The sequence below is a fragment of the Roseovarius nubinhibens ISM genome, assembly GCF_000152625.1.
Taxonomy (GTDB): Bacteria; Pseudomonadota; Alphaproteobacteria; order Rhodobacterales; family Rhodobacteraceae; genus Roseovarius; species Roseovarius nubinhibens.
Genome location: NZ_CH724156.1, coordinates 1331128 through 1357675, shown reverse-complemented (window position 1 = coordinate 1357675; position 26548 = coordinate 1331128). Strand labels below are relative to the sequence as shown.

The window sequence follows — 26548 nt, the reverse complement described above, 5'->3', positions numbered from 1 at the left end:
TGCCCCTTCCTATCTAGACGCGATATGCCAATTCCAGGCCCAATAGGAAACCCCATGACACTTGCACAGAAAATCGCCTGGGACGACACGGTCCTGCCCTTTCAATTGGACAATTGCGATGTTCGCGGACGCGTCGCGCGCCTTGACGGCGTGTTGGAAGGCATTCTGCAACAGCACAATTACCCGGCCCAGGTCGAGGCGCTCATCGCCGAGATGGCGCTCTTGACCGCGTTGATCGGCCAGACGATCAGCCTGCGCTGGAAGCTGCAGCTTCAGGTGCAGACCAAGGGCGCGGTGCGGATGATCGCCACCGATTACTATGCGCCCACCGAAGAGGGCGAGCCGGCGCGCATCCGCGCCTATGCCTCCTTCGACGGCGATCGGCTTACTGATGAGGTGCCGTTTGCGCAGCTCGGCGAGGGGTATTTCGCCATCATGATCGATCAGGGCGAGGGCACGACCCCCTATCAGGGGATCACGCCGATCGCGGGCGATAGTCTCACCAGCTGTGCCGAGGCCTATTTCGCGCAGTCCGAGCAATTGCCGACGCGGTTCAAGCTCAGCTTTGGTCAGTCGACCGAGGCGGGGTCGGCCGAGCATTGGCGCGCGGGCGGCATCATGCTCCAGCATATGCCCAAGGCGTCGCCCCATGCCAAAGGCGGCGGCAGCGGCGAGGGTGGGCTGTTGCAGGCCGCCGATCTGGTCGAGGGCGAGGATGGCGAGAATTGGGGTCGGGCGAATGTGTTGCTCGACACCGCCGAAGAGCTCGAGCTCATCGGGCCGTCGGTGGCGCCGAGCGAGCTGCTCTATCGGCTGTTCCACGAAGAGCAGCCGCGGATTTTCGACACGCAGCCGGTGCGGTTTGGCTGTACCTGTTCCGAGGACCGTGTGCGCCAGAGCCTGTCGATCTATTCGGCCCGCGACATCGCGCATATGACCACGGAAGAGGGGCGCGTCACCGCGGATTGCCAGTTCTGCGGGCGGCATTACGATCTCGATCCGGCGACGCTCGGGTTCGAAGCGGATGGCAATGACGATTGACCTGCAGGAGGGGGCGCTGGATCGGGTGATCCGCGCCCTTGCGCGGCCGATGCGGCCGTCGTCGGATTTCGATCTGAACCCGGATGTGGTGCTGCCCGAGGGGCGGCGGTTGCGTCCGGCGGGGGTGCTTGTGCCCATTCTCCTGCGGCCCGAGGGGGCGCGGGTCATTCTCACCAAACGTTCGTCGGCGATGCGCCATCACCCGGGTCAGATTGCCTGTCCCGGCGGCAAGCAGGATGAGGGCGATGCCGATGTCGTGGCGGCCGCGCTGCGCGAGGCGCATGAGGAGATCGGGCTCGACCCGCGCAATGCCGAGGTGTTGGGGCAATTGCCGGCGCATGAGACGGTGACATCCTTCACGGTGACGCCGGTTGTGGCGCGGGTGCGGGATGTGTTTACCCCGGTGCCGGAAGCCGGTGAGGTGGCGGAAGTCTTTGAAGTGCCGCTCGATCATGTGCTCGATCTGGGGCGCTATCGCATCGAGGCGCGGCGCTGGCGGGGGATGCGGCGGCGCTATTACGTGGCGCCCTTTGGGCCCTATTATATCTGGGGGGCGACGGCGCGGTTCCTGCGGCAATTGGCCGAGGCGGTGGCCGATGAGGATTGAGGGCGATTGGCTCGATGCGGCGCCGCTCAGGGCGGTGTTGGCGATGCTGGAAGCGGCCGGGCATCGCGGGCTCATCGTAGGTGGGGCGGTGCGCAATGCGGTGATGGGGCTGCCGGTCACGGATATGGATATTGCCACGGATGCGCGGCCCAAGAGGGTGATGGCGCTGGCGGAGGCGGCGGGGCTACGGGCGGTGCCGACGGGGCTCGACCATGGGACGGTGACGGTGGTGAGCGGCGAGGAGCCGTTTGAGATCACCACCTTTCGGCGCGATGAAGAAGCGGATGGGCGGCACGCGAAAGTGGCCTTTACCGACGATCTCGCAGAGGATGCGCGGCGGCGCGATTTCACCATGAATGCGCTCTATGCCCAAGGTGACGGGACGGTGATCGACCCGGTGGATGGGGTCGCGGATGCGCGGGCTGGGCGGGTGCGATTCATCGAGGATGCGGGGCGGCGGATCGAGGAGGATTACCTGCGAATCCTCAGGTTTTTCAGGTTCAACGCGATCTATGGCCGGGACGGTCTGGACCCTGAGGCGCTGGCAGCGATTGCCGAACATCTCGACGGGTTGGAGCGGCTCGCGCGGGAGCGGGTGGGGGCCGAGATGCGCAAGCTTCTGGCGGCGCCGGAGCCGTCGATGAGCCTTGCGGCGATGGCGCAGTGCGGGGTGTTGATGCGGGTCTTGCCGGGGGCGGATGTGAGCGCGGTGCCGGTTCTGGTGGCGCTCGAGACCCATGCCGGTGCACCGCCGGAGGCGATGCGGCGGCTGGCGCTGATTGGCGGCGAAGAGGTGGAAGACCGGCTGCGATTGAGCAAAAACGAGACGTCGGTATTGCGTCGGTATCGCGACGGCATCGCGGCGGTGGACGATCCGGCCACTCTCGGCTATCGGCACGGGGCCGAAGCGGCGCGCGATATCGTGCTGTTGCGGATGGCGCTGGGGCTGCCGCAGCCCGAGGATTGGCCAGCGCAGATCCGGCGCGGCGCCGGGGCGCGCTGTCCGGTCACGGCGCGGGATCTGATGCCCGAGTATGAGGGCGCGGCGCTGGGGGCGAAGTTGAAAGAGATCGAGGCCCGTTGGATCGCCTCCGGTTTCACCAAGACGAAAGAGGATTTGCTGTGAGCGCTGAAAGCTGGGTCATCGAGCGGTTGGGTCATCATGGGGATGGCGTGGCCGAAGGGCCGGTCTTTGCGCCGATGACCCTGCCGGGCGAGGTGGTCACCGGGCGGCTCGAGGGGCAGCGGATCTGCGATGTGCGGATCGAGACGCCGAGCGACACCCGGGTGCGGCCGCCCTGCCGTCATTTCAAATCCTGCGGCGGCTGTGCGGTGCAACATGCCAGCGATGATTTCGTGGCCGAGTGGAAACAGGGGATCGTCGAGGCGGCGCTCAGGGCGCAGGGGATCGAGGCCAGCTATCTGCCGATACATGTGAGCCCGGCGCAGAGCCGTCGCCGCGCGACGATTTCGGCGCGGCGCACGAAAAAGGGCGCGATGGCCGGGTTTCACGCCCGCGCCTCGGACGCGATCATCGACATTCCCGATTGCAAGCTGCTGCATCCCGATCTGTTGCGCGGCACCGCGCTGGCGGCGGAGCTGGCCGAAGTGGCGGGCAGCCGCAAGGGCGAGATTTCGATTGCCTGCACGGTGACGGCGGCGGGGCTCGATGTGGATCTGCGCGGCGCTAAGCCCTTGGATGGGCCGCTGCGGGCGGCGCTGGGCGATGTGGCGCGGCGGCAAAAGCTGGCGCGGCTCAGCCATGAGGGCGATGTGGTCTGCCAAGAGCTGCCGCCGGCGCAGAGCTTTGGCCGGGCGCAGGTGGTGCCGCCGCCGGGGGCGTTCTTGCAGGCGACGCGCGAGGGCGAGGCGGCGCTTGTCGCGGATGTGCGCGCGGCGCTGGCCGGGGCCGGGAAGGTGGTCGATCTGTTCGCCGGTTGTGGCACGTTCAGCTTTCCGCTGGCCGAGACGGCGCAGGTTCATGCGGTCGAAGGGGCGCGGGACATGATCGACGCGCTGCAGGCGGGGTGGCGCAATGTGCAGGGGCTTCGGACGATGACGGCGGAGGTGCGCGACCTGTTTCGTGATCCGCTTCGGGCCGAGGAACTGCGGGAGTATGACGGCGTCTGTCTCGATCCGCCACGGGCGGGGGCAGAGGCGCAGGTGCGCGAGCTCGCCCAGAGCGATGTGGCGCGGATCGCCTATGTGTCCTGTAGCCCGGCGAGCTTTGCCCGCGATGCGCGGCATCTCTTGGCGGCGGGCTATGAGATGGGGCCGGTCCGGGTGGTGGATCAGTTCCGCTGGTCATCGCATGTCGAGCTTGTCACCAGCTTTGCGCGGCCGGAGGCGTCGTAGGGGCGCATTCGCCAGATTTTTAACGGCTCTGCGCATGTCCCCCCTGTTGCGAGGCGCCGAGATGCGTTAATTTGCGGCAACAGGCATAAGACCAGTGGGGCAGTGTAAATGAGATACCTGATGTTGATGGTGGCCCTGATCGGCGCGGTTGCGCTCTCGGGGTGTAGTTCCAAATTCAAAACCTATAACGGCCCGGAGGTGACCCATGTTCTCGTGAACAAGGGGGCGCGGCGGATGTATCTGCTGCATCACAACCAGGTGCTCAAGGCCTATGACATCGATCTTGGCTTTGCGCCCGAGGGGCACAAGCAGTTTCAGGGCGATGGCAAGACGCCGGAAGGCCGCTATGTGATCGACCGGCGCAATCCGAACAGCGATTTCCACCTGTCGATCGGGCTCGATTATCCGAACATGCGGGACCGGGCCTATGCGCTGGCGCAGGGCAAGACGCCGGGCGGCGATATCTTTATCCATGGCCGGCCCAACACCAAGAAAAAGGGCAATGGCCCGGATTGGACGGCGGGCTGTATCTCGGTCAAGGACCGCGAGATCGAGGATATCTATGCGATGGTGAAGAACGGCACGCCGATCACCATCACGCCCTAAGCCGATCGGTTTTTGAGAGAGTGGGATGGGCCGTCGTGGCCCATCCGCAAGATCGAGATGGCGTGGGCCTTAGCGGCCCATGACGAGGGTCCACCAGATCTTGCCATTGTCTTCCTGCAGCCAGGAAAAGCCCAGCTCGCGGGCGGCGGGATCGAGGATCACGCGGCGCGAGCCTTCTTCTTCCATCCAGGCGGCGAGGGTTTCGAGCTCTGTCTCGTAGGTTTCCGAGATCGCTTCGCCCACCAGTTCGCCGGTGTAGCCGACGCGGCGCACCCGGTCGATCGGCGAGGAGCCGTCGGAGCCGAAATGCCAGGGGCGGTTTTGCACGCTCATGTCGCGGGCATGGGTGGCGGCGGCGGCGGTGAGCTGAGCGTTGAGCGCCACCGGGGCGGCACCTTTGGCCTCGCGCAGAGCGTTGACCGAGTCGAGCATCCGGTACTGAATGCGCGAGGTATCGGCATTGCGGATGCGATAGACCTGCGGGAGAGGTTTGCCATCGGGGCCGATTGTCGACACAGGTGCGGGAGCACATGCGCTGAGCGTCAGCAATGCGGTTGCCAAGATAGCCAGAAGTCGTGTCATGTTGCCCTACCAGATCAAATTTTGAACACCGACCCTCTCTAGTGAATATCCTGTGGCATATCAAACCCGCATCGGCGGAGGACCGTCAGTGCACATTGGTTTGATTTGTCACTGCGGCATTCGCGCCATATATAGTCAGCTGTAGCTTTGACGAGGATAACTGGAGACAAGGTATGTCCATGACTGTGAAAAGCCCCCTGAACAGACGTCATTTCCTGATGGGTGCCGCCGCCTGTGTTGGCGCGCCGGCCATGGCCCAGGATCTCAACAGCGCCTCGACAATCGAGATGGAACAAGACATTTCGAGCAAAGTGCGGCGCAATGTCTCTGCCTTTCGGTCGCTGGACTGGCAGCCCTATTTCTCGAATCTGAACAATGGCGCGGTGCTGGTCGATATCGATTCGCGGGCGCTGCATTTCTGGACCGAGTCGGGCGAGTATTTCCTCTTTCCGTCGAGCGTGCCGATGAGTGAAGAGCTCACCCGGCGGGGCCGGACCAGCGTCGTGCGCAAGGTGGAAGGGCCGGAATGGCGTCCGACGCCCTCGATGCTCGAGCGGAACCCGGATTGGCCGAGTTATGTGGGGCCGGGGCCGGACAACCCGCTTGGCACCCATGCGCTCTATCTCAGCTGGACCTATTACCGGATCCACGGCACCCATGATACGCGCAAGATCGGGCGGCGGTCGTCGAACGGCTGTATCGGGCTGTACAACCAGCATATCGCACAGCTCTACGGGATGACCAAAGTTGGTACGCAAGTGTTGCTAATTTGACAATCCCGTGTGGATTGTGTGGCGGAGATGAAAATCGTGTTTGCAAGCGAACGGGTTAGCTGATTATTCGGCGGTCACGAGATAAGTCATTTTGCCGGACGTCTCAGGAAAATGGCGCCCGGCCAATACTGGAGAAGACCATGAAAAAACTCGCACTCGCCGTTGCTTTCGCTGCTGCTGCCACCACCGCTTCGGCCGGCAACCTGTCCGAGCCCGTGATGGAAGCCCCCGTCATCGTTGAAGAAACCGCTGCAAGCTCGTCGGCTGCTGGCGTTTGGGTTCCGCTGCTGCTGCTGGCCGTTGTGGCCGCGGTTATCGCTGCAGACTAATACGTCCCTCACAGGACAGGGAAAAGGCGGTGGAGTTTCCACCGCCTTTTTTCGTTTTGGGCCAAGGCCTTAGGCGATCAGGCGACCCAGCCGCCCAGGTTTTCGCGGATGATCGCGGTGAGGGCTGCGACGTGATCGGGCGTGTCGTTGAGGCAGGGGATATAGGTGAAGCTCTCGCCGCCGGCCTCTTCAAAGCTCTCGCGGATCTCTTCGTTGATCTCTTCGAGCGTTTCGATGCAATCGGCGGAAAAGGCCGGGGCGATCACGGCGATGCGCGTCTTGCCCTCGTCCCGCGCGAGGCGGGCGACCTCTTCGACGGTGTAGGGGCGCAGCCATTCCTCGGGGCCGAAGACCGATTGGAAGGTGGTGGTGATCCGGTCCTTATCCCAGCCCAGACGTTCGCGCAGGAGCCGCGTCGTTTTCTGACATTGGCAATGATAGGGGTCGCCCTGAGTCAGGTAGCGCTGGGGCATGCCGTGGTAGGAGACGACGAGCATTTCGGGCGGCGTATCAGTCTCTGAATAGGCCTTTTCGACGGATTGCGCGAGCGCGTCGATATAGGCGGGATTCTCGAAATAGGGTTCGACCACGCGGGCGGTGGGCTGCCAGGTCTCTTCCATCAGGGCGCGGAAGAACTGATCATTGGCGGTGGCCGAGGTGGCCCCGGCATAGTGCGGGTAGAGCGGGAAGAAGAGGATGCGAGTGCAGCCCGCCGCCACCATCTCGCGGACCTTGGAGGCGGTCGAGGGGTTGCCGTAGCGCATGCAGAAATCAACCATGACCTGATCGCCGTAATCGGCGGTGAGCGCGGCGCGGATGGCGTCGGTCTGATCGCGGGTGATGGTCATCAGCGGGCTTTCATCCCGCTCTTCGTTCCAGATGGATTTATAGGCTTTTCCGCTGGCAAAGGGTCGCTTTGTCAGGATGATGCCCTGCAGGATCGGCTGCCATTTCCATTTCGGATAGTCGATGACGCGCTTGTCCGAGAGAAATTCGCTCAGGTAGCGGCGCATGGACCAGTAATCGGTGCCATCGGGGGTGCCGAGATTGGCCAGCAGGATGCCGGTGCGGCCATGGCGCAGGGCCGGGTGGTCGCTGGGGGCGTGGTCGGGGCGTTGGGCGTCGAGCGTCATGTCACATCTTTCTCGCGGTCATCAGGCCCCAGATAGGGGGTGGGGCCGGGGCGTCAATCTTTGAGCTTGGTTTCCTCGGTGCCGAGCGCCGCGGCGAGGCTGGCTGTGGCAGAGCCGGGGCGCAGGGGCTGTGGCTGCGACGGGTCGGGGGCCCAGCCGGTGAGGAAAATAAGGTCAAACGTGGCTTGGAGTCGGTCCTCGCCATGGGGGAAGTTATTGGCATAAAGCGTCTCGGCGCGGGCCATGACGTCACGTCGGGCAAAGCGCCGGGGCCGTGATGTGAGCGCATTTGTCTCACCCATGGCGCGCAGATCCTGCATCAGGTGGCGGGCCGAGCGATAGGCGGCGGTGAGCGGCACGCTGTCGGCGACGGGGAGCGCATAGCCCGCCCGCTGCATCAGCGCGCCGAGGTCGCGGATCTCGGCCATGGGCGCGACGCGGGCCGAGAGCCCGCCGCGCATATCGCTTTCGGCCTGGGCCAGCGCAGCGCGCAGTTCATGCAGGGTCTCGCCGCCGAAGAGCACGCCGAGAAAGAGCCCATCGGGGGCCAGCGCCCGGCGGCATTGGATGAGCTGTCCCACCGGGTCATTGGCCCAATGCAGCGCCATGGCATGGATCACCAGATCATGCGCGCCGGGATCGAGCGCGAGCGTCTCGGCATCCTCGACCAGCGTGGCGCCGGGCAGCACATCGGCCCAGAAATCCGGCATCCCGGTGACAATGGCGGGTTTGGTAAATTCTTTATTAACGATCGCCAGCCGATCATGGATCTCGTCGCGGGCGGTTTCATGCAGGAACAGCGCCGGGGCGCGGGCGGCGCGGGCGCGGTTGCGGCATAGGGCCTGGCGGTCGGTCAGCTGGGGAGGCGTGGTCATGGCGCGGAAATATACATGAACGGGGGCGTAGTCCAATCCGTTCTGCAAACCCTCTATCCGCCGCGGTGTCTTGGCTGTGGGGCGCGGGTCGAGAGCGACTTTGGTCTGTGCGGGCCGTGCTGGCGCGAGACGCCGTTCATTTCGGGGCTGGTCTGTGACGCCTGTGGCATTCCGTTGCCCGGTGAACAGGAGCCGGGCGGGCCGGGGGCGGAGCCTGCGCAATGCGATGCCTGTCTGGTGCGGGTGCGGCCCTGGGCGCGGGGGCGGGCGGCGATGCTCTATGAGAGCATGGGGCGGCGGCTTGTGCTTGGGCTCAAACATGGGGATCGGCATGATGTGCTGCGCCCGGCGGGGCGGTGGCTCGCGCGGGCGGGGCGGGAGATTTTTGCGCGCAATATGCTCATCGTGCCGGTGCCTTTGCATTGGACGCGGCTGGTCAAACGGCGGTTCAACCAATCGGCGCATCTGGCCGAGGCGCTGGCGCGGGAAACCGGGCTGCGGCACAGGCCCGATGTGTTGATCCGGGCGCGCGCCACGCCGAGCCTTGGGGGGATGGGCCATGATCACCGGTTTCAGACCATGGCCGGGGCGATCACCCTGCGCGAGGGGCAGCGGCGGCGGATTGCCGGGCGGCCGGTTCTCATCGTCGATGACGTGATGACCTCGGGGGCGAGCCTGTCGGCGGCGGCGGAGGCGCTTGTAACACATGGTGCCGCAGAGGTGAGCATCTTGGTACTGGCAAGAGCGGGCCGTGCGACTTAGGTATTGGGCAACGCAATGATGCAGGTGCCCAAATGAAACAAGTCGAGATTTACACATCGCCGCTCTGCGGCTTTTGCCACGCCGCCAAGCGGCTGTTGAAGGAAAAGAACGTCAATTTCACCGAGATTGACGTGCTCGAGAACCCGAACCGCAAGCCGGAGATGATCCAGCGCGCCAATGGCGGGCGGACCGTGCCGCAGATTTTCGTGGGTGACACCCATGTTGGCGGCTGTGACGACCTTTATGCGCTTGAGCGGGCCGGGAAGCTGGACGCGCTTCTGGCGGCATGAGCGTGCTGCGGGCGGGATTGATCCAGATGACCGCCGGGGATGACCCGGCGGCCAACCTGCCCGCGACCGAGGCGCTCATCCGCGAGGCGGCGGGCAAGGGCGCGACGCTTATCCTCACGCCGGAGGTGACGAATTGCGTCTCGTCGAGCCGCTCGCATCAGCGCGAAGTGCTGCGCCATGAGGGCGAGGATGAAACGCTCGCCGCGCTGCGGGCGCTGGCGGCGGAGCTGGGGATCTGGCTGTTGATCGGGTCGCTGGCGGTGAAGACCGAGGATGCGGATGGGCGGTTTGCCAATCGCAGTTTCCTCGTCTCGCCCGAGGGGGCGATCACCGCGCGCTATGACAAGATGCATATGTTCGATGTCGAGATTTCCGAGAGCGAAAGCTATCGCGAAAGCGCGGGCTATCGTCCCGGCGAGCGGGCGGTTGTGGCGCAGGCGGGGGAGGCGTGCCTTGGGCTCAGCGTCTGTTACGACCTGCGGTTTGCAAAGCTCTACCGCGCCTTGGCGCAGGCGGGGGCGCAGATCCTGACGGTGCCCGCGGCGTTTTCGCCAGTCTCCGGTGCGGCGCATTGGGAGGTGTTGCTGCGGGCGCGGGCGATTGAAACCGGGTGTTTCGTGCTCGCCCCGGCGCAATGCGGCCAGCATCCCGCAGGCCGTGGCAAGCCGCGCGAGACCTGGGGGCATAGTCTCGCGGTGGCGCCCTGGGGCGAGGTTCTCGCCGATGGCGGAGACGCAACCGGGGCGATTATCGTTGATCTGGACCTCGCGGAAGTGGCACAAGCGCGACAGCGAATTCCTTCGCTCACACATGATCGCAGCTTCGAGGGCCCAAGTCAGGATGCATGAATCGGCAACAAGTTCGCTGGCGGTGGCGCTCTTTGGCGAGATCCTGATCTCGGACCAGATGATCCGCAGCCGGCTGAACCGGGTGTTGCCGAAGGGGATGGAGATTTCGCATTTCACCCTGCTCAACCATCTGGCGCGGAGCGGCGAAGAGCGCAGCCCGGCGCAGCTTGCCAAGAGTTTTCATGTGACGCGCGGGGCGATGACCAACACGCTGAGCAAGCTCGAATGGGCGGGCTATGTGCATATCCGGCCCGATTGGGACGATGCGCGGCGCAAGATGGTGTCGATCAGCCCGGCGGGGCGTGCGGCGCGCGATGCGGCGGTGGCGGCGATCACGCCGATCATATCCGAGATGGTGACCGAGCTGGGCGAAGACCGGGTGCGCGGGGCGTTGCCGGTGCTGCGGGGCCTGCGCGCCAAGCTCGAAGAGGCGGAGTGATCAGGGGGCGAGGCTGGCGGTGACGTAGTTCACGCTCAGATCGCGGTCCGAGATCGACCAGGACCAGGCAATCGGATTGAAGACGAACCCCTTGCGGTCGACCGGCGAGAGGCCCGCCTGTTTCAACAGATCATAGAGCTCGTCCGGGGTGATGAATTTCGACCAGTCATGGGTGCCCTTGGGCAGCCAGCGCATGACATATTCGGCGCCGAGAATGGCCATGGCAAAGCTCTTGGGATTGCGGTTGATGGTCGAGCACAGATGCAGGCCGCCGGGTTTGAGCAGGCGGCGGCAGGCGGTGAGGAAGTCGAGCGGGTCGGCGACATGTTCGACCACTTCCATATTGAGCACCACGTCGAATGTCTCGCCCGCGTCGGCCAGCGCCTCGGCGGTGGTGTGGCGGTAGTCGATGTCGAGCCCGCCCTGTTCGGCATGGAGCCGGGCGACGGGCAGGTTGCCCTCGGCGGCATCGGCGCCGATCACCGTGGCGCCGCGCCGCGCCATGGGTTCGCTCAGCAGCCCGCCGCCACAGCCGATGTCGAGCAGGCGCAGCCCGGCAAAGGGGCGGTCCTCGCGCAGGTCGCGGTCAAATTCGGCGGCGATCTGCGCGGTGATATAGTCGAGACGGCAGGGATTGAGCATGTGCAGCGGCTTGAACTTGCCGTTCGGATCCCACCATTCGGCGGCCATCGCCTCGAATTTGGCGACTTCTGCGGGATCGATCGTGCTTTGCGCGGCTTGCATTTCGCTCTCCATATGCTCATCTGTCACCGCTTTGCTATATAGGACGGTGATGGACAAGTTTCCCGAACAAAAAACCGCGGTGCAATATCTCTATCCGCCCATCGAGCCGTTTGACCGGCGGATGATGGATGTGGGTGAGGGGCATCACATCTATGTGGAACAGTCCGGCAATCCCGAGGGCCGTCCGGTGGTGGTGCTGCATGGCGGGCCGGGGGGCGGGTGCAGCCCGGCGATGCGGCGCTATTTCGATCCCGAACAGTATCGCATCATCCTGTTCGATCAGCGCGGCTGTGGCCGGTCGCGGCCGCATGCCGAGGTCGAGAACAACACCACATGGCATCTGGTCGAGGATATCGAGGCGATCCGCAAGGCGCTGGAGATCGAGCGCTGGATCGTGTTTGGCGGCAGCTGGGGGGCGACGCTGTCGCTCATCTATGCGCTGAGCCATCCGGACCGGGCGGCGCATCTGGTGCTGCGCGGCGTGTTCCTGATGACGCAGGCCGAGCTCAAATGGTTCTATGGCGGCGGCGCGGGGCAGTTCTTTCCCGAGACCTGGGCGCGGTTTCAGCGGCTCATCCCCGAGGTCGAGCGCGGCGATATGATCGCGGCCTATCACCGGCGGCTGTTTTCCGGCGACCGGGCGACCGAGATCACCTATGCCAAGGCCTGGTCGGCCTGGGAAAACGCGCTGGCCACGGTGCGCAGCACCGGGATGATGGGCGACGCGCCGGCGGAATATGCGCGGGCCTTTGCGCGGCTCGAGAATCACTATTTCACCCATGCCGGGTTTCTCGAGGCCGATGGCTGGATCGAGAAGAATATCGCGCGGATTGCCCATGTGCCGGGGACGATTGTGCAGGGCCGCTATGACATGATCTGCCCCCCGGCGAGCGCCTGGCGGCTGGCCGAGCGCTGGGGCCGGGCCGAGCTGCGCATGATCCCGCTGGCGGGCCATGCCCTGTCCGAGCCGGGGATCAGCGCCGAGCTGGTCAAGACCATGGATATGCTGGCGCGGGGGTAGGCGCGGGGGATCGGTGAGGCGGCAATCTGGCCTGTCTGACCCTAGCCCCTTGCAGACTCGGGCCAAGAGGCGTATATCCCCCTCAACAGCGGCGCAGACGGGTCTCTCCCAGATGCTCCACCGGGAAAGATCAACGGGCCGCGGGCCCGTTTTTTTGTATTTGGACGACTGATGAGCAATGACCTGATAGCCAAGGCAGCGATCGACCGGCGTTTGGCCGAGATCGTGACCCCCGTGATCGAAGATCTCGGGTTTGAGCTGGTCCGGCTGCGCCTGATGGGGGGCAAGACCGACACGTTGCAGATCATGGCCGAGCGCCCCGAAGGCGGGATCGAGGTCGATGAATGTGCGCGGATCAGCACCGAAGTGAGCGCGGTTCTCGATGTCGAGGACCCGATCATCGAGGCCTATACGCTCGAAGTGTCGAGCCCGGGCATCGACCGGCCGCTGACGCGGCTCAAGGATTTCGAGACCTTTGAGGGCTATGAAGCCAAGATCGAGACCTCGGAGCTTATCGACGGGCGCAAACGCTTTAAGGGCGTGCTGGCCGGGGTCGAGGGCGAAGAGGTTCTGATCAATGTGGAAGAAGGCACGATCGGTCTGCAGTTCGACTGGCTGGCCGATGCCAAGCTGGTCCTGACCGACGAGCTGATCAAGGAAATGCTGCGCCAGCGCAAGGATGCGGGCGTGTTGGATGAAGAGCAATTTGACGCGATCGAGGATGACGCGTCAGAGGAGGAGTAAAGATGGCGATTACCTCTGCAAACCAGCTTGAGCTTTTGCAAACGGCCGAGGCCGTGGCCCGCGAAAAGATGATCGACCCCGGTCTCGTGGTTGAAGCGATGGAAGAGAGCCTCGCGCGGGCGGCCAAGAGCCGCTACGGCGCCGAGATGGACATTCGCGTCAGCATCGACCGCAAGACCGGCCGCGCCACCTTTACCCGGGTGCGCACCGTGGTCGAGGAAGAAGAGCTCGAGAATTATCAGGCCGAGCTCACCGTTGAGCAGGCCAAGCAATATCTCGACGATCCCAAGGTCGGCGATCAGTATATCGAAGAAGTGCCGCCGGTGGACATGGGCCGGATCGCGGCGCAATCGGCCAAGCAGGTCATCCTGCAGAAGGTTCGCGAAGCCGAGCGTGATCGCCAATACGAAGAGTTCAAGGACCGCGCCGGCACGATCATCAACGGCATGGTCAAGCGCGAGGAATACGGCAATGTCATCGTTGACGTGGGCCGGGGCGAAGCCATCCTGCGCCGCAACGAGAAGATCGGCCGCGAGAGCTATCGCCCGAATGAGCGCATCCGCTGCTATATCAAGGATGTGCGCCGCGAAGCCCGTGGGCCGCAGATTTTCCTGAGCCGCACCGCGCCGGAATTCATGGCCGAGCTGTTCAAGATGGAAGTGCCCGAGATCTATGACGGCATCATCGAGATCAAGGCCGTGGCCCGGGACCCCGGTTCGCGCGCCAAGATCGCCGTGATTTCCTATGACGGGTCGATCGACCCGGTGGGCGCCTGTGTCGGTATGCGCGGCAGCCGGGTGCAGGCCGTCGTCAACGAGCTTCAGGGCGAGAAGATCGACATCATCCCGTGGAACGAAGATCAGCCGACCTTCCTGGTCAACGCGCTGCAGCCGGCCGAAGTGTCGAAAGTGGTTCTCGACGAAGAGGCCGAGCGGATCGAAGTGGTGGTGCCGGAAGAGCAGCTGTCGCTGGCCATTGGCCGTCGCGGTCAGAACGTGCGTCTGGCGTCGCAGCTCACCGGGCTCGACATCGACATCATGACCGAGGCCGAAGACAGCGAACGCCGTCAGCGCGAGTTCGAAGAGCGCACCAAGCTGTTCATGGACACGCTCGATCTCGACGAATTCTTTGCCCAGCTGCTGGTCTCCGAAGGCTTTACCAACCTCGAAGAGGTGGCCTATGTCGAGCAGGACGAGCTCTTGGTCATCGACGGGGTGGACGAGGACACGGCGGGCGAGCTTCAGGCACGGGCGCGCGATGTTCTCGAGGCGCGGGCCAAGGCGGCGCTCGAACGGGCGCGCGAGCTCGGGGTTGAGGACAGCCTGGTTGAATTTGAGGGGCTCACACCCCAGATGATTCAAGCTCTGGCCGAGGATGGCGTGAAGACGCTCGAAGATTTCGCCACTTGCGCGGATTGGGAACTGGCCGGCGGCTGGACCATGCAGGACGGTCAGCGGGTCAAGGATGATGGCATCCTCGAGCCCTTCGACGTCTCGCTCGAAGAAGCTCAGGCCATGGTGATGACCGCCCGCGTGATGCTGGGCTGGGTCGATCCTGCCGATCTCGAAGCCGAGGAAGAGGACGAGATCGACGCGGATGCCGAAGCCGGCGATTCAGCCGAGGAGGCCGAGGCCTGATTCTTCAGGCCTCGGGCGTCGAGCATGGGTCGCGGTGGGCACCCCAAAGACCGGTCGGACGGTCCCGAGCGTAAATGCATCGCCACGGGGGAGGTATATCCCGTGGCGCAGCTTTTGCGTTTCGTGGTTGGACCCGATGGCCAGGTCGTCCCTGATCTGGCGGGCAAACTGCCCGGGCGGGGGATCTGGGTGCTGTCCGAGCGGGCGGCGCTCGACAAGGCGGCGACGAAGGGGCTGTTTGCCCGCGCCGCGAAACAACCGGTCACTGTGCCGGACGGTCTGACCGATCTGGTCGAGGGCATTCTGGCGCGGCGGGTGGTTGATCTGATCAGCCTCGCCCGCAAGGGCGGCTATGCGGTGTCGGGCTATGAGAAGGTCAAGGATTGGCTGTGGCGCGACGACGCGATTGCGCTGATCCAGGCCCATGACGGTTCGGAGCGCGGCAAATCAAAGCTGAGCACGCCGCAGGGCGGAAAATTCATCGGGTGGCTGAGCGCAGACGAACTGGGCCAGGCATTCGGGCGGCAAACCTCCATACACGCGGCATTGCGTGCTGGCGGTTTGGCGCATCGTGTTGTAGAGGAGGCGCAAAGGTTGAAGGGCCTGCGTGTCTCGGACGGCGGTGACAGCCGCCGGAAAGGAAGTAAAACCAGATGAACGACAACGACGGTAAAAAGACTTTGGGTGTACGTGGTGGAGGTTCCCGTCCGGGGAATGTGAAGCAGAGCTTCAGCCATGGCCGCACCAAGAACGTCGTGGTGGAAACCAAGCGCAAACGCGTCGTCATGCCGAAACCCGGCGGCGCGGCGGGTGGAGCTGCGTCGAAATCCCTGGCCGGGGGTGACCCCAGCAAGCGCCCCGCAGGTATCACCGATGCCGAGATGGAGCGCCGCCTGAAGGCGTTGCAGGCCGCCAAGGCCCGCGAGGGCGAAGAAGCCGCCCAGCGCGAAGCCGAGGAAAAGGCCCGCGAAGAAGAGCGCCAGCGCCGCCGCGAAGAGGCCGAGGCCAAGGAACGCGAAGAGCGCGAACGCGCCGAGCGGGCCCGCCAGAAGGCCGAAGAGGACGAGCGCAAGCGCCTCGAGAGCGAAGAATCCGCCAAGAAAGCCGCCGCTGCGGCCTCTGCTGCCGTGCCGGATGAGCCCGCAGCCGCCCGTGGCGCGCCTGCCAAACAGGCCCAGCCCGCGCGCAAGCAGGACAACAAGACCGACCGCAACGAGCGCCCGGCGCGTGGCAAAGGCCGCGACGATGGCCGCCGCTCTGGCAAGCTGACGCTGAACCAGGCGCTGTCTGGTGGCGAAGGTGGCCGTCAGAAATCGCTCGCCGCGATGAAGCGCAAGCAGGAACGTGCACGTCAGAAGGCGATGGGCGGCAATGAGGCGCGCGAAAAGGTTGTCCGTGAGGTCAAGCTGCCCGAGGCGATTGTCGTCTCCGAGCTGGCCAACCGTATGGCCGAGCGGGTCAGCGACGTGGTCAAGGCCCTCATGCAGAACGGCATGATGGTCACCCAGAACCAGTCGATCGATGCCGACACCGCCGAGCTCATCATCGAGGAATTCGGCCACAAGGTCACCCGGGTGTCGGATGCCGACGTCGAGGATGTGATCGACGCGGTCGAGGACAAGCCCGAGGACCTGCAGCCGCGGCCGCCGGTCATCACCATCATGGGCCATGTCGACCACGGCAAGACCTCGCTTCTGGATGCGATCCGCGACGCCAAGGTTGTCGCGGGCGAAGCCGGGGGCATCACCCAGCATATCGGCGCCTATCAGGTGACCACCGAGAGCGGGACGGTTCTGTCCTTCCTCGACACGCCGGGCCACGCCGCCTTTACCAGCATGCGGGCCCGTGGGGCGCAGGTCACGGATATCGTGGTTCTGGTGGTTGCCGCGGATGACGCGGTGATGCCGCAGACCATCGAGGCGATCAACCACTCGAAGGCCGCAGGCGTGCCGATGATCGTGGCGATCAACAAGGTCGACAAGCCGTCGGCCAACCCGGACAAGGTGCGGACCGATCTGCTTCAGCATGAAGTGATCGTCGAAGCGATGTCGGGCGAAGTGCAGGATGTCGAAGTCTCTGCCGTGACCGGTCAGGGCCTCGATGAGCTTCTCGAAGCCATCGCGCTTCAGTCCGAGATCCTCGAGCTCAAGGCGAACCCGAACCGCGCCGCCGAAGGTGCCGTGATCGAAGCGCAGCTCGACGTGGGCCGAGGCCCGGTTGCGACCGTTCTGGTGCAGAAAGGCACGCTCAAACAAGGCGATATCTTCGTTGTGGGCGAGCAGTACGGTAAGGTCCGCGCGCTGATCAGCGACACGGGCGAGCGCGTCCAAGAGGCGGGCCCGTCGGTGCCGGTCGAGGTTCTCGGCCTCAATGGCACGCCCGAGGCCGGCGACGTTCTCAACGTGGTCGAGACCGAAGCGCAGGCCCGCGAGATCGCCGAATACCGCGAGAAGGCGGCCAAGGACAAACGTGCCGCGGCCGGTGCCGCGACCACGCTCGATCAGCTTCTGGCGAAGGCCAAGGAAGATCAGAACGTGGCCGAACTTCCGATCCTGGTGAAGGCCGATGTGCAGGGCTCTGCCGAGGCCATCGTTCAGGCGATGGAGAAGATCGGCAACGAAGAGGTGCGCGTGCGCGTGCTGCATTCGGGCGTCGGCGCCATCACCGAGAGCGATATCGGTCTGGCCGAAGCCTCTGGTGCGCCGGTTCTGGGCTTTAACGTCCGGGCCAATGCCCCGGCACGGAACAGCGCCAACCAGAAGGGCGTCGAGATCCGCTATTACTCGGTGATCTACGATCTGGTGGATGATGTGAAAGCGGCGGCGTCGGGTCTTCTCGGGGCGGAAATCCGCGAGAACTTCATCGGCTATGCGAAGATCAAAGAGGTCTTTAAGGTCACCGGCGTTGGCAAGGTTGCCGGCTGTCTCGTGACCGAGGGTGTTGCCCGCCGCTCCGCCGGTGTGCGCCTGCTGCGCGACGATGTGGTGATCCACGAAGGCACGCTCAAGACGCTCAAGCGGTTCAAGGACGAGGTGCCCGAGGTGCAGTCCGGTCAGGAATGCGGCATGGCCTTTGAGAATTATGACGATATCCGTCCCGATGACGTGATCGAGATCTTCGAGCGCGAAGAGGTCGAGCGGTCGCTCGACTGATCCGGGGCGACAGTCCAGAATTGATCAAGGCCCGCGGCGGATGTCGCGGGCCTTGGTGTTTCTGGGGGATTGGTTTGGTTGGTGGCGCGTTTCAAGCGCGCAAACGCAAACCGCCCGGACGGACCGGGCGGGCGATAGGTCAGATTCTGTGCTCAGATTCTGCGGTCAGATGGGATCAGGCGGCGGCCTGAACGGTGCTGATCGGCTGGCCGACGAAGATCTGATCGCCGACGCGCACCTGCACGCGGCCATCGGGCAATTGCCCTTCGAAAATACCTTGAACCGATACACAGCTTCCAAGCCGAATGGTGCGCAGCATGCCATATCCCCCGAATGACGCCTCATATGTCGTGACAGATTGCGGGTTGCGCGACACCTGTGCACGAAGCGGAAACAATTGCCCCGCTTGCCCTGAATTATTGAACAGGGCGGAGCAAAGTCAACTCAAAATTGCACGAAATTCCTTACCATTCGTTAACGAAATAGGGGATTTCGAGCGTATTTTCGCCTGATTCAGAGCCAATCGCGCAGAATCGGGATCAATGGCAGGTCGGCGGGCGGCATCGGGTAGTCGCGCATATCGAGCGGCCGCACCCATTTCAGCGCCTGACCCTCGCGGCCCTGCGGCACGCCCTCCCATTTGCGGCAGGCAAAGAGCGGCATCAGCAGGTGAAACCCTTCGTAGCTGTGGCTCGCAAAGGTGAGTGGCGCGAGGCAGCTCTGCCAGGTCTCGATGCCAAGCTCTTCGTGCAATTCGCGGATGAGCGCCACTTCGGGCGTCTCGCCCGGTTCGACCTTGCCGCCGGGAAATTCCCACATGCCGGCCAGCGATTTGCCCTCCGGGCGCTGCGCGAGCAGGACGCGCCCATCGATGTCGATGAGCGCGACCGCAGAGACGAGAACCGTTTTCACGAGCGATAGTCTGCGTTGATGTCGATATAGCCGTGGGTGAGATCGCAGGTCCAGACATGGGCCTTGCCACCGCCAAGGCCGAGATCGACCGCGATGCAGAGTTCTTGGCCCTTCATATAGGCGGCGGCGTCCTCTTCGCGGTAGTCGGGGTTCACCCAGCCCTTGTTGGCGACGAGAATGTCGCCGAACCAGATCGACAGCGTGTCGCGGTCGGCCGGTGCGCCGGATTTGCCCACCGCCATGACGATGCGGCCCCAGTTGGCATCCTCGCCCGCGATGGCCGTCTTGACCAGCGGCGAATTGGCGATGGCCATGGCATGGGTGCGGGCATCCGCGTCGGACGAAGCACCGGTGACGGCGATCTCGACGAATTTGGTGGCCCCTTCGCCGTCGCGCACCACCTGATGCGCGAGGTCGAGCATGACGCGGCGCAGTGCCTCCATGAAGCCCACGGAAGTTTCGTCGATGCGCACGCCCGAGGTGCCGGTCGCCGCCATCAGCAGGCTGTCGGAGGTCGAGGTGTCGCTGTCGACGGTGATGCAGTTGAAGGTCTGGTCATTGAGCGCCGAGACCATGGATTGCAGAACCTCACGGTCGGCGGCGGCATCGGTGAAGATATAGACCAGCATCGTCGCCATATCCGGCGCGATCATGCCCGAGCCCTTGGCGATGCCCGCGATGCGCACGGTCTTGCCGTCGATCTCGACCTCGGTCTGCGCGCCTTTGGGGAAGGTGTCGGTGGTCATGATGGCGCGGGCGGCGGCTTCGATCCCGCCCGCGTCGAGTTTCTGGCTCAGCTCGCCGATCTTGGCGGTGATCCGGTCATGCGGCAGCACCTCGCCGATCACCCCAGTGGAGGAGGTGAAGACGCGGCTTTCGGGCAGGCCGAGGACGCGGGCGACCTCGGTGGTGACTGCGGTCACCGCCTCGACGCCGCGCTTGCCGGTAAAGGCGTTGGCATTGCCCGAGTTGACGAGGATCGCGGCGCCCGCATCGTCATGCTGGCCGATCTTGGCCTGACAATCGAGCACCGGCGCCGAGCGCGTCGAGGACCGGGTAAAGACCCCGGCCACGGTGCTGCCCGGGGCGAGATGGGCGAGCATCACATCGGTGCGCCCGGCATAGCGGACGCCGGCCTCGACGGTGGCGAAACGCACACCGTCGATCACCGGAAGCTCGGGAAACCGCGCCGGAGCGAGCGGAGAGACCGGAAGAGCCTTGGCCATGATTATTCCTCGAGAAGGTCGGTCTGAAGCAGGATCTCGGGGTCGAGCGCATCGCCCGCTTCGCGGTCGACTTTGGCGCCTTCGGAGAGATCGGTCATATAGGCGTCGATGGCCTGCTGGCGCACGACTTCCTCAAGCTCGGCCCGGACCTCTTCGAGCTCGGGGCGTTCCTTGGTGCGGGTGTCGTTGAGCTTGATCACATGCCAGCCGAACTGGGTCTGGACCGGCTCGGAGATCGCGCCTTTTTCCATCTTGGCCACGGCCTCGGCAAAGGGTTCGACCATCATGTCACCGGCGAACCAGTCGAGCTCGCCGCCATTGGGGCCGGAGGGGCCGGTCGATTTTTCCTTGGCCAGCGCCGAGAAATCCGCGCCGCCGTTGAGCTCTTCGATGAGGGCTTTGGCCTCTTCTTCGGTTTCGACGAGAATATGCGCGGCGTTAAATTCGGTCTGCGCCTCGGCGGTCATGTAGGTGTCTTCATAGACCTTCTGCAGGGCCTCGTCGGTCAGCGCGACATTGGCGACGCGGTTGATCGTTTCACCGGCGATGAGGGCCCGGCGCTCGTTCTCGAGGCTGAGCTTGGCGGCTTTGGACAGCTCGCCCTCAAAGTTGTTTTCCATGATCGCCTGTTGGATCAGCTGATCGAGAATCCCCTTGTAGAGCACGGCCGGCGGCAGCTGCGACAGCTGTGCGGGCAGGCCCGCGCGCAGCACGATCATATGGCCCAGAGTGATTTCATTACCGTCCACCGTGGCGACGACGGTATCGGCATTGGGGGCTTCTTCTTCGGCTAGGGCCGGGGCCGCGCCAAGACCCAGACCAAGGGCCAGGGCGAGAGGGAGCGGGCGAAGACGGTGCAGCATTATAACATCCTTTGACGGAAAGCGCAGAAGCCTGCGCGGTTGCGTGACGTTGACACTCAAGTACCAGCCCCTTACATCGCCTTAGGATCAAGGCGGAACCTGTGCCTTGGGGCCTGTTTTAGGGTGGTGCGATAGACGGGGCAAGCCATTGCCCGCGACAAGCCGCCGATTGACGAAAAGCGGAGCAGATATGCTGGGACTTGGAACGGTTGCCAAAAAGATTTTCGGCACCCCGAATGACCGAAAGATCAAGGCGACACGACCGCTGATCGACAAGATCAACGCGCTTGAACCCGAGTTTGAAACCCTCACCGACGAGGGCATCAAGACCAAGACGGAAGAGCTGGCGACACGCGCCATGAAGGGCGAGAGCCTCGACTCTTTGCTGCCCGAGGCCTTTGCCAATTGCCGCGAGGCGGCCAAGCGGGCGCTCGGCCTGCGGGCCTTTGATACACAGCTCATGGGCGGTATTTTCCTCCATCAGGGCAATATTTCCGAGATGAAGACCGGCGAGGGCAAAACCCTCGTGGCGACATTCCCGGCCTATCTCAATGCGTTGACCGGCAAGGGCGTGCATATCGTCACGGTGAACGACTATCTCGCCAAGCGGGACGCGGAATGGATGAGCAAGGTCTATGCCGCGCTCGGGCTGAGCACCGGGGTCGTCTATCCGCAGCAGCCGCAGGGTGAGAAGAAATCCGCCTATGCCGCCGATATCACCTATGCGACGAACAACGAGCTCGGCTTCGATTATCTGCGCGACAACATGAAATCCTCGCTCGACGAGATGTCGCAGCGCGGCCATCACTTTGCCATCGTGGACGAGGTCGACAGTATCCTGATCGACGAGGCGCGGACGCCGCTGATCATCTCGGGCCCGGCCGAGGATCGCACCAATCTCTATCAGGCGATTGATACGCTCATTCCCGAGCTGCACGACGATCACTATTCGGTCGATGAAAAGTCGCGCAACGTGACCTTTACCGACGAGGGCAACGAGTTCCTCGAAAACCTGCTGCGCGAGCGCGGCCTGCTGCCGGAAGAGCAGTCGCTCTATGATCCCGAAAGCACCACCATCGTCCACCATGTGAACCAGGGCCTGCGCGCGCATAAGATCTTTGCCCGCGACAAGGATTACATCGTGCGCAATGGCGAGGTCATGCTGATCGACGAGTTCACCGGCCGGATGATGGCCGGGCGGCGCCTGTCGGACGGTCTGCATCAGGCCATCGAGGCCAAGGAAGGCGTCGAGATCCAGCCGGAAAACGTGACCATGGCGCAGGTCACCTTTCAGAACTATTTCCGTCTCTATGACAAGCTTGGCGGGATGACCGGCACCGCGGCCACCGAGGCCGAGGAATTTGCCGAGATCTACGGGCTTGGCGTGGTCGAAGTGCCGACCAACCGCCCCATCGCCCGCGAAGACCTTGACGATGCGGTCTATCGCAGCGCCAAGGAAAAATACGACGCGATCATCGAAGCGATTGGCGAGGCCCATGCCAAGGGCCAGCCGACGCTCGTCGGTACCACCTCGATCGAGAAGTCGGAAATGCTCAGCCAGTTGCTGACGCAGGCGGGGATCACCCATAACGTTCTCAACGCGCGCCAGCACGAGCAAGAGGCGCAGATCGTCGCCGACGCGGGCAAGTTCGGGGCGGTAACCATCGCCACCAACATGGCCGGGCGCGGCACCGACATCAAACTTGGCGGCAATGTCGATTTCAAGATCATGGAGGCCATCGCCGCCGATCCCGAGGCCGATCCCGAAGAGATCCGCCAGAAGATCGAAGCCGAGCATGAGGGCGACGAGCAGAAGGTCAAAGAGGCCGGCGGTCTTTTCGTTCTGGCCACCGAGCGCCATGAGAGCCGCCGCATCGACAACCAGCTGCGCGGCCGGTCGGGCCGTCAGGGGGACCCGGGCAAATCCGCCTTCTTCCTCAGCCTTGACGATGACCTGATGCGCATCTTCGGCTCGGAGCGGCTTGAGAAGGTGCTCAACACGCTGGGCATGAAAGAGGGCGAGGCGATTGTGCACCCGTGGGTCAACAAGAGCCTCGAACGCGCGCAGGCCAAGGTCGAAGGGCGCAACTTTGACATCCGCAAGCAGCTTCTGAAGTTCGACGATGTGATGAACGAGCAGCGCAAGGTGATCTTTAAGCAGCGGCTCGACATCATGCAGGCGGCGGATCTGTCGGCCATCGTGTCGGACATGCGCAACGAGGTGATCGACGATCTGGTCGATCAGTATATGCCGCCCAAGACCTATGCCGATCAATGGGACATGGACGGGCTGCATGGCGCGCTCAAGGAACAGCTCAACATGGATCTGCCGGTGCAGGCCTGGGGCGATGAAGAGGGCGTCGACGACGAGGATATCGCCGACCGGATCGAGGCCGCCGCCGATGACATGATGGCGCAGAAAGCGGTGCAGTTTGGCCCCGAGAACATGCGCATGGTGGAAAAGCAGGTTCTGCTCAACACGATCGACGGCAAATGGCGCGAGCATCTTTTGACGCTCGAACATCTGCGCAGCGTCGTGGGCTTTCGCGGCTATGCGCAGCGCGATCCGCTCAACGAGTACAAGACCGAGGCCTTTGCGCTGTTTGAATCGATGCTCAACAGCCTGCGTCAGGACGTGACCCAGCAGCTTTCCAAGGTGCGGCCGATGTCCGAGGAAGAGCAGCAGGCGATGATGCAGCAGATGCTGCAACAGCGGGCGGCGATGGCGGCTGCGGCCGAGGGCGACAGCCCTGAAGCCGCCGCAGAGGCACCCGGCGATGCGCGCCCCGGATTTGACCAGAACGACCCCAGCACATGGGGCGAACCGGGCCGCAACGAGCCTTGCCCCTGCGGCTCCGGCAAGAAGTTCAAGCATTGCCACGGCAAGCTCTGACGCGATTTTCAGTTTGCCCGAATTTGAGCTAAATCCGGGCAAACTGGCCTTACAAGCATCTTAGGGTTGCCACACGTGCGCCCAACTTATCGGCGAGTCTTTCCCAGTACCGTTTCAGGTTCGGGAGAGTCGTTATGCAAAAGATTCGGATTGCCGCCATGGGCGTCGCCACGCTCGCCATTGCACTGGCCGCCGCGCAATACATGCAGAGCCACGCCGGTGGATCCTCTGCGGTCAACCACGCAAAACCCGCCCCCGTGACCACCACGCCGCTGGGCAAGGCCGAAACGCTCGGCCGTCTCGCCGTCAGCGATGTGACCCTCACTTCGGCCCTGCCGAGCGCGCCGCGCGTGGCGCAAAAACCGGTGTCGCCGCTGCCCGCCGTGGCCAGCGGCCCGGCCCCTGAAAAACAAACGACATTGCCGACCTTGCCGCGCGAGGAAAAAGCGCCCGCGCTGACCTGCGAGCAAGAGTTGAACGTGACGCCGCTCGCCGCGGCGATGGTGCGGCTCGAGCTGTCGGCGCATTGCCTCGCCAATGAACGGTTCACCCTGCATCACAACGGTCTCATGGTGACCGCGATCACCGATGACGACGGCCGCAGCGAACTGGTCGTGCCCGCCCTGTCGGCCGAGCCGGTGTTTATTGTGGCCTTCATGAATGGCGAAGGCGCTGTGGCCACGGCCAAAGTGCCGGAATTCAGCCAATACGACCGGGTCGTGGTGCAGTGGAAAGGCCAGAGCGGTCTGCAGCTTCATGCCCGCGAGGGCGGGGCCGACTATGGCAGCGAAGGCCATGTCTGGGCCGAGGCGCCGCGCGACATGACCACCGGCGATGGCGGCTTTCTCGTGCGTCTGGGCGATGCCCGCGCCGCAGAGCCGCTGATGGCCGATGTCTACAGCTACCCCACCGGCACGAACCCCGAGGCGCAGGTCACGCTCAGCGTCGAGGCGCAGGTGACGCAGGCCAATTGCATGAAGGATGTCGAAGCCCAAACGCTCGAGTTTCCGGTGAATGGCAAGACGCGGTCGCAGGATCTCATCCTGTCAATTCCGGATTGCGATGCGGCGGGTGACTTTCTGGTGTTGAAAAACCTGCTCAATGACTTGAAAGTCGCTGCGAGATAATTCCGCAGTTACCCGGGGGCATACCCATGACAAGGTTCTGTGCGGCGATCCTCGCCGCACTTTTTGTATGTGTCACGGCCCAACCGGGCGCGGCACAGGATGTGACATTGACCTCGCGCGATGGCGCGGTTGAAATTTCCGGCAATCTTCTTGGCTTCGATGGCGAGTTCTATCGCGTCGATACGATCTATGGCGAATTGACGGTCGATGGCTCTGGGGTGCTCTGCGAGGGGCCGGGCTGTCCGGACCTGACGAATTTCGTGGCCGAGGTGCGGTTTTCCGGCGCGCCCGCGGTGGGCCGGCTGTTGCTGCCGGCGCTGATGGCGGCCTTTGGCCAGAAAGAGGGCTATGACGTCACCCGCGTCGATGGGGCGGATGGGCATCGGGCGATCTATCGCTTTGAGGACCGCCAGACCGGCGCGCTGCGCGGGCGGTTTCATTTCCACCTGACCAATTCCGACGAAGGCTTTGCCGATCTTCTGGCCAATGAGGCCGATATCGTGATGAGCCTGCGCGAGCTGCGCCCCGATGAGGCGCGGCTGGCCGAGGATGCGGGGATCGGCGATCTCACCGACCGGCGGCGCAGCCGGGTGCTGGCGCTTGATGCGCTGGTGCCGCTGGTGACGCCGGACAACCCGGTGCGCAGCATCACCACGACCCAGCTTGCCAGCGTTCTGGCGGGCGAGATCGACAATTGGCAGGATCTCGGCGGGCCGGACGCGCCCATTGCGGTGCATCTGCTGGCGGCCGAGACCGGGCTGGGACAGGCGACCGAGGACCGGATGCTTCTGGGGGAGACCCGCGCATTTGCCGCCGAGGCGCGGCGTCACCCGTCCCTCACCACGCTCGTCCATAGCGTCAGCCGCGATCCCTTTGCCCTCGGCATCGGCAGCCGCACCGACAAGGCGACCTTGCGCGAGCTGGCGCTCACCGGCGAATGCGGGTTCGAGACGACGGCCACAAGGCGCGCGGTCAAGACCGAGGATTACCCGCTCACCGCGCCGGTGTTTCTCTATAGCCCGGCGCGGCGCTTTCCGCGTCTGGTGCGCGAATTCCTCGCTTATACCCGCAGCCCAGCGGCGCAGCTGGTGATCCGGCGGGCGGGCTATGTCGATCAGCTCCCGGAAGAGATCGCCATTGATGCGCAAGGGGATCGCTTCGCCAATGCGGTGCTGCGCGCGGGCGAAGACGTGAGCCTTGAGGATCTGCAACAGATGGTGCGGGTGCTGACACCGCTCAAACGGCTCACCACCACCTTTCGGTTCGAACCGGGCTCGGCCCGGCTCGATGCGCAGTCGCGGTCCAACGTGACCCAGCTGGCGCAGGCGCTCGAGCGGGGGCTCTATGACACGCGGCGGCTGGTTTTCGTGGGCTTTTCCGATGGCGATGGCCCGGCGGGGCCCAATCGGCAGATCGCCCGCAAACGGGCGGCGGCGGTGCGCGAGGCGGTTGTTGCAGCGGCAGAGACCGCCAACCTGTCGCGGCTGCGCATCGAAACCCAGGCCTTTGGCGAGGCGATGCCGATGGCCTGTGACGATAGCGAATGGGGCCGTCGCGCCAACCGCCGGGTCGAGGTCTGGGTGCGCTAG

Annotated in this window: 27 protein-coding genes; 19 read left to right on the top strand and 8 right to left on the bottom strand. The window is 64.2% G+C overall.

What is annotated here, in order from left to right:
• The first annotated feature begins 54 nt into the window (after nt 1-54).
• From hslO to ISM_RS06545, 5 genes are all read left to right on the top strand, one after another.
• Nucleotides 55-1041 carry an Hsp33 family molecular chaperone HslO gene (gene hslO / locus ISM_RS06565; RefSeq protein WP_009813347.1) on the top strand — a complete coding sequence of 329 codons (987 nt, stop codon included), beginning with the start codon at nt 55-57 and terminating at the stop codon, nt 1039-1041.
• On the top strand, nt 1031-1648 hold the full coding sequence (locus tag ISM_RS06560; RefSeq protein ID WP_009813346.1) for a CoA pyrophosphatase: 618 nt from the start codon (nt 1031-1033) through the stop codon (nt 1646-1648). Before hslO ends, ISM_RS06560 begins: the two co-directional genes overlap by 11 nt.
• Nucleotides 1638-2774 carry a CCA tRNA nucleotidyltransferase gene (locus ISM_RS06555; RefSeq protein ID WP_009813345.1) on the top strand — a complete coding sequence of 379 codons (1137 nt, stop codon included), beginning with the start codon at nt 1638-1640 and terminating at the stop codon, nt 2772-2774. The genes ISM_RS06560 and ISM_RS06555 overlap by 11 nt, the downstream gene beginning before the upstream one ends.
• Nucleotides 2771-4003, top strand: a complete 1233-nt coding sequence (locus tag ISM_RS06550) for a class I SAM-dependent RNA methyltransferase (RefSeq protein ID WP_009813344.1) — start codon at nt 2771-2773, stop codon at nt 4001-4003. Before ISM_RS06555 ends, ISM_RS06550 begins: the two co-directional genes overlap by 4 nt.
• Nucleotides 4004-4123: 120 nt before the next feature.
• A complete protein-coding gene (locus ISM_RS06545) occupies nt 4124-4609 on the top strand; it encodes a L,D-transpeptidase family protein (RefSeq protein WP_009813343.1) in 486 nt (161 codons plus the stop codon).
• A gap of 69 nt (nt 4610-4678) precedes the next feature.
• Here the strand turns inward: ISM_RS06545 and dalA are convergent, their stop codons facing one another.
• On the bottom strand, nt 4679-5191 hold the full coding sequence (gene dalA, locus ISM_RS06540) for a divisome-associated lipoprotein DalA (protein WP_040617912.1): 513 nt from the start codon (nt 5189-5191) through the stop codon (nt 4679-4681).
• Between the two features lie 179 nt (nt 5192-5370).
• Here dalA and ISM_RS06535 point away from each other — a divergent pair, with 179 nt between their 5' ends.
• Complete coding sequence (locus tag ISM_RS06535; RefSeq protein WP_338053135.1) at nt 5371-5964, top strand: L,D-transpeptidase; 594 nt, start codon at nt 5371-5373, stop codon at nt 5962-5964.
• Between the two features lie 140 nt (nt 5965-6104).
• Nucleotides 6105-6293, top strand: coding sequence for a hypothetical protein (locus ISM_RS06530; RefSeq protein WP_009813340.1), 189 nt, complete (start codon nt 6105-6107; stop codon nt 6291-6293).
• Nucleotides 6294-6370: 77 nt separating this feature from the next.
• Here ISM_RS06530 and hemH read toward each other — a convergent pair whose 3' ends face one another.
• Both hemH and ISM_RS06520 read right to left on the bottom strand, forming a co-directional pair.
• Nucleotides 6371-7426 (bottom strand): ferrochelatase, encoded by a 1056-nt coding sequence (gene hemH, locus ISM_RS06525; RefSeq protein WP_009813339.1) that lies wholly within the window; start codon nt 7424-7426, stop codon nt 6371-6373.
• 53 nt (nt 7427-7479) lie between these two features.
• Nucleotides 7480-8301, bottom strand: coding sequence for a methyltransferase domain-containing protein (locus ISM_RS06520; protein ID WP_009813338.1), 822 nt, complete (start codon nt 8299-8301; stop codon nt 7480-7482).
• A 15-nt stretch (nt 8302-8316) separates the two neighbouring features.
• On the opposite strand from ISM_RS06520, the gene ISM_RS06515 reads away from it, so the two are divergent.
• The 4 genes from ISM_RS06515 to ISM_RS06500 are packed head-to-tail and all read left to right on the top strand — an operon-like array spanning nt 8317 to nt 10640.
• Nucleotides 8317-9063, top strand: a complete 747-nt coding sequence (locus ISM_RS06515; RefSeq protein WP_040617910.1) for a double zinc ribbon domain-containing protein — start codon at nt 8317-8319, stop codon at nt 9061-9063.
• Between the two features lie 32 nt (nt 9064-9095).
• Complete coding sequence (grxC, locus tag ISM_RS06510; protein ID WP_009813336.1) at nt 9096-9353, top strand: glutaredoxin 3; 258 nt, start codon at nt 9096-9098, stop codon at nt 9351-9353.
• A 5-nt stretch (nt 9354-9358) separates the two neighbouring features.
• Nucleotides 9359-10201 carry a carbon-nitrogen hydrolase family protein gene (locus ISM_RS06505; RefSeq protein ID WP_040618358.1) on the top strand — a complete coding sequence of 281 codons (843 nt, stop codon included), beginning with the start codon at nt 9359-9361 and terminating at the stop codon, nt 10199-10201.
• Nucleotides 10194-10640, top strand: a complete 447-nt coding sequence (locus ISM_RS06500; RefSeq protein ID WP_009813334.1) for a MarR family winged helix-turn-helix transcriptional regulator — start codon at nt 10194-10196, stop codon at nt 10638-10640. The genes ISM_RS06505 and ISM_RS06500 overlap by 8 nt, the downstream gene beginning before the upstream one ends.
• Here ISM_RS06500 and ubiG read toward each other — a convergent pair whose 3' ends face one another.
• On the bottom strand, nt 10641-11384 hold the full coding sequence (gene ubiG / locus ISM_RS06495; protein ID WP_040618357.1) for a bifunctional 2-polyprenyl-6-hydroxyphenol methylase/3-demethylubiquinol 3-O-methyltransferase UbiG: 744 nt from the start codon (nt 11382-11384) through the stop codon (nt 10641-10643).
• A 49-nt stretch (nt 11385-11433) separates the two neighbouring features.
• Here ubiG and pip point away from each other — a divergent pair, with 49 nt between their 5' ends.
• The 5 genes from pip to infB all read left to right on the top strand — a co-directional run bounded on the left by pip (nt 11434) and on the right by infB (nt 17938).
• Nucleotides 11434-12405, top strand: coding sequence for a prolyl aminopeptidase (pip, locus tag ISM_RS06490; protein WP_009813332.1), 972 nt, complete (start codon nt 11434-11436; stop codon nt 12403-12405).
• A 171-nt stretch (nt 12406-12576) separates the two neighbouring features.
• On the top strand, nt 12577-13149 hold the full coding sequence (gene rimP / locus ISM_RS06485) for a ribosome maturation factor RimP (protein ID WP_009813331.1): 573 nt from the start codon (nt 12577-12579) through the stop codon (nt 13147-13149).
• Nucleotides 13150-13151: 2 nt separating this feature from the next.
• Nucleotides 13152-14786, top strand: coding sequence for a transcription termination factor NusA (gene nusA / locus ISM_RS06480; RefSeq protein WP_009813330.1), 1635 nt, complete (start codon nt 13152-13154; stop codon nt 14784-14786).
• Nucleotides 14787-14810: 24 nt separating this feature from the next.
• Nucleotides 14811-15443 carry an RNA-binding protein gene (locus ISM_RS06475; RefSeq protein WP_040617909.1) on the top strand — a complete coding sequence of 211 codons (633 nt, stop codon included), beginning with the start codon at nt 14811-14813 and terminating at the stop codon, nt 15441-15443.
• Nucleotides 15440-17938 (top strand): translation initiation factor IF-2, encoded by a 2499-nt coding sequence (gene infB, locus ISM_RS06470; RefSeq protein ID WP_040617908.1) that lies wholly within the window; start codon nt 15440-15442, stop codon nt 17936-17938. The genes ISM_RS06475 and infB overlap by 4 nt, the downstream gene beginning before the upstream one ends.
• A 175-nt stretch (nt 17939-18113) precedes the next feature.
• Here the strand turns inward: infB and ISM_RS18390 are convergent, their stop codons facing one another.
• From ISM_RS18390 to ISM_RS06450, 4 genes are all read right to left on the bottom strand, one after another.
• Nucleotides 18114-18257 (bottom strand): hypothetical protein, encoded by a 144-nt coding sequence (locus ISM_RS18390; protein WP_009813327.1) that lies wholly within the window; start codon nt 18255-18257, stop codon nt 18114-18116.
• Between the two features lie 194 nt (nt 18258-18451).
• On the bottom strand, nt 18452-18850 hold the full coding sequence (locus ISM_RS06460; protein WP_009813326.1) for a (deoxy)nucleoside triphosphate pyrophosphohydrolase: 399 nt from the start codon (nt 18848-18850) through the stop codon (nt 18452-18454).
• Nucleotides 18847-20076, bottom strand: a complete 1230-nt coding sequence (gene argJ, locus ISM_RS06455) for a bifunctional glutamate N-acetyltransferase/amino-acid acetyltransferase ArgJ (protein WP_009813325.1) — start codon at nt 20074-20076, stop codon at nt 18847-18849. The genes ISM_RS06460 and argJ overlap by 4 nt, the downstream gene beginning before the upstream one ends.
• A gap of 2 nt (nt 20077-20078) precedes the next feature.
• Nucleotides 20079-20939 carry a peptidylprolyl isomerase gene (locus ISM_RS06450; protein ID WP_009813324.1) on the bottom strand — a complete coding sequence of 287 codons (861 nt, stop codon included), beginning with the start codon at nt 20937-20939 and terminating at the stop codon, nt 20079-20081.
• Between the two features lie 190 nt (nt 20940-21129).
• On the opposite strand from ISM_RS06450, the gene secA reads away from it, so the two are divergent.
• The 3 genes from secA to ISM_RS06435 all read left to right on the top strand — a co-directional run bounded on the left by secA (nt 21130) and on the right by ISM_RS06435 (nt 26548).
• Entirely contained in the window at nt 21130-23832 is a 2703-nt protein-coding gene (secA, locus tag ISM_RS06445; RefSeq protein ID WP_009813323.1) for a preprotein translocase subunit SecA, read from the top strand.
• 134 nt (nt 23833-23966) lie between these two features.
• Nucleotides 23967-24959 (top strand): hypothetical protein, encoded by a 993-nt coding sequence (locus ISM_RS06440; RefSeq protein ID WP_009813322.1) that lies wholly within the window; start codon nt 23967-23969, stop codon nt 24957-24959.
• Nucleotides 24960-24985: 26 nt separating this feature from the next.
• Nucleotides 24986-26548 (top strand): substrate-binding domain-containing protein, encoded by a 1563-nt coding sequence (locus tag ISM_RS06435; protein ID WP_040617907.1) that lies wholly within the window; start codon nt 24986-24988, stop codon nt 26546-26548.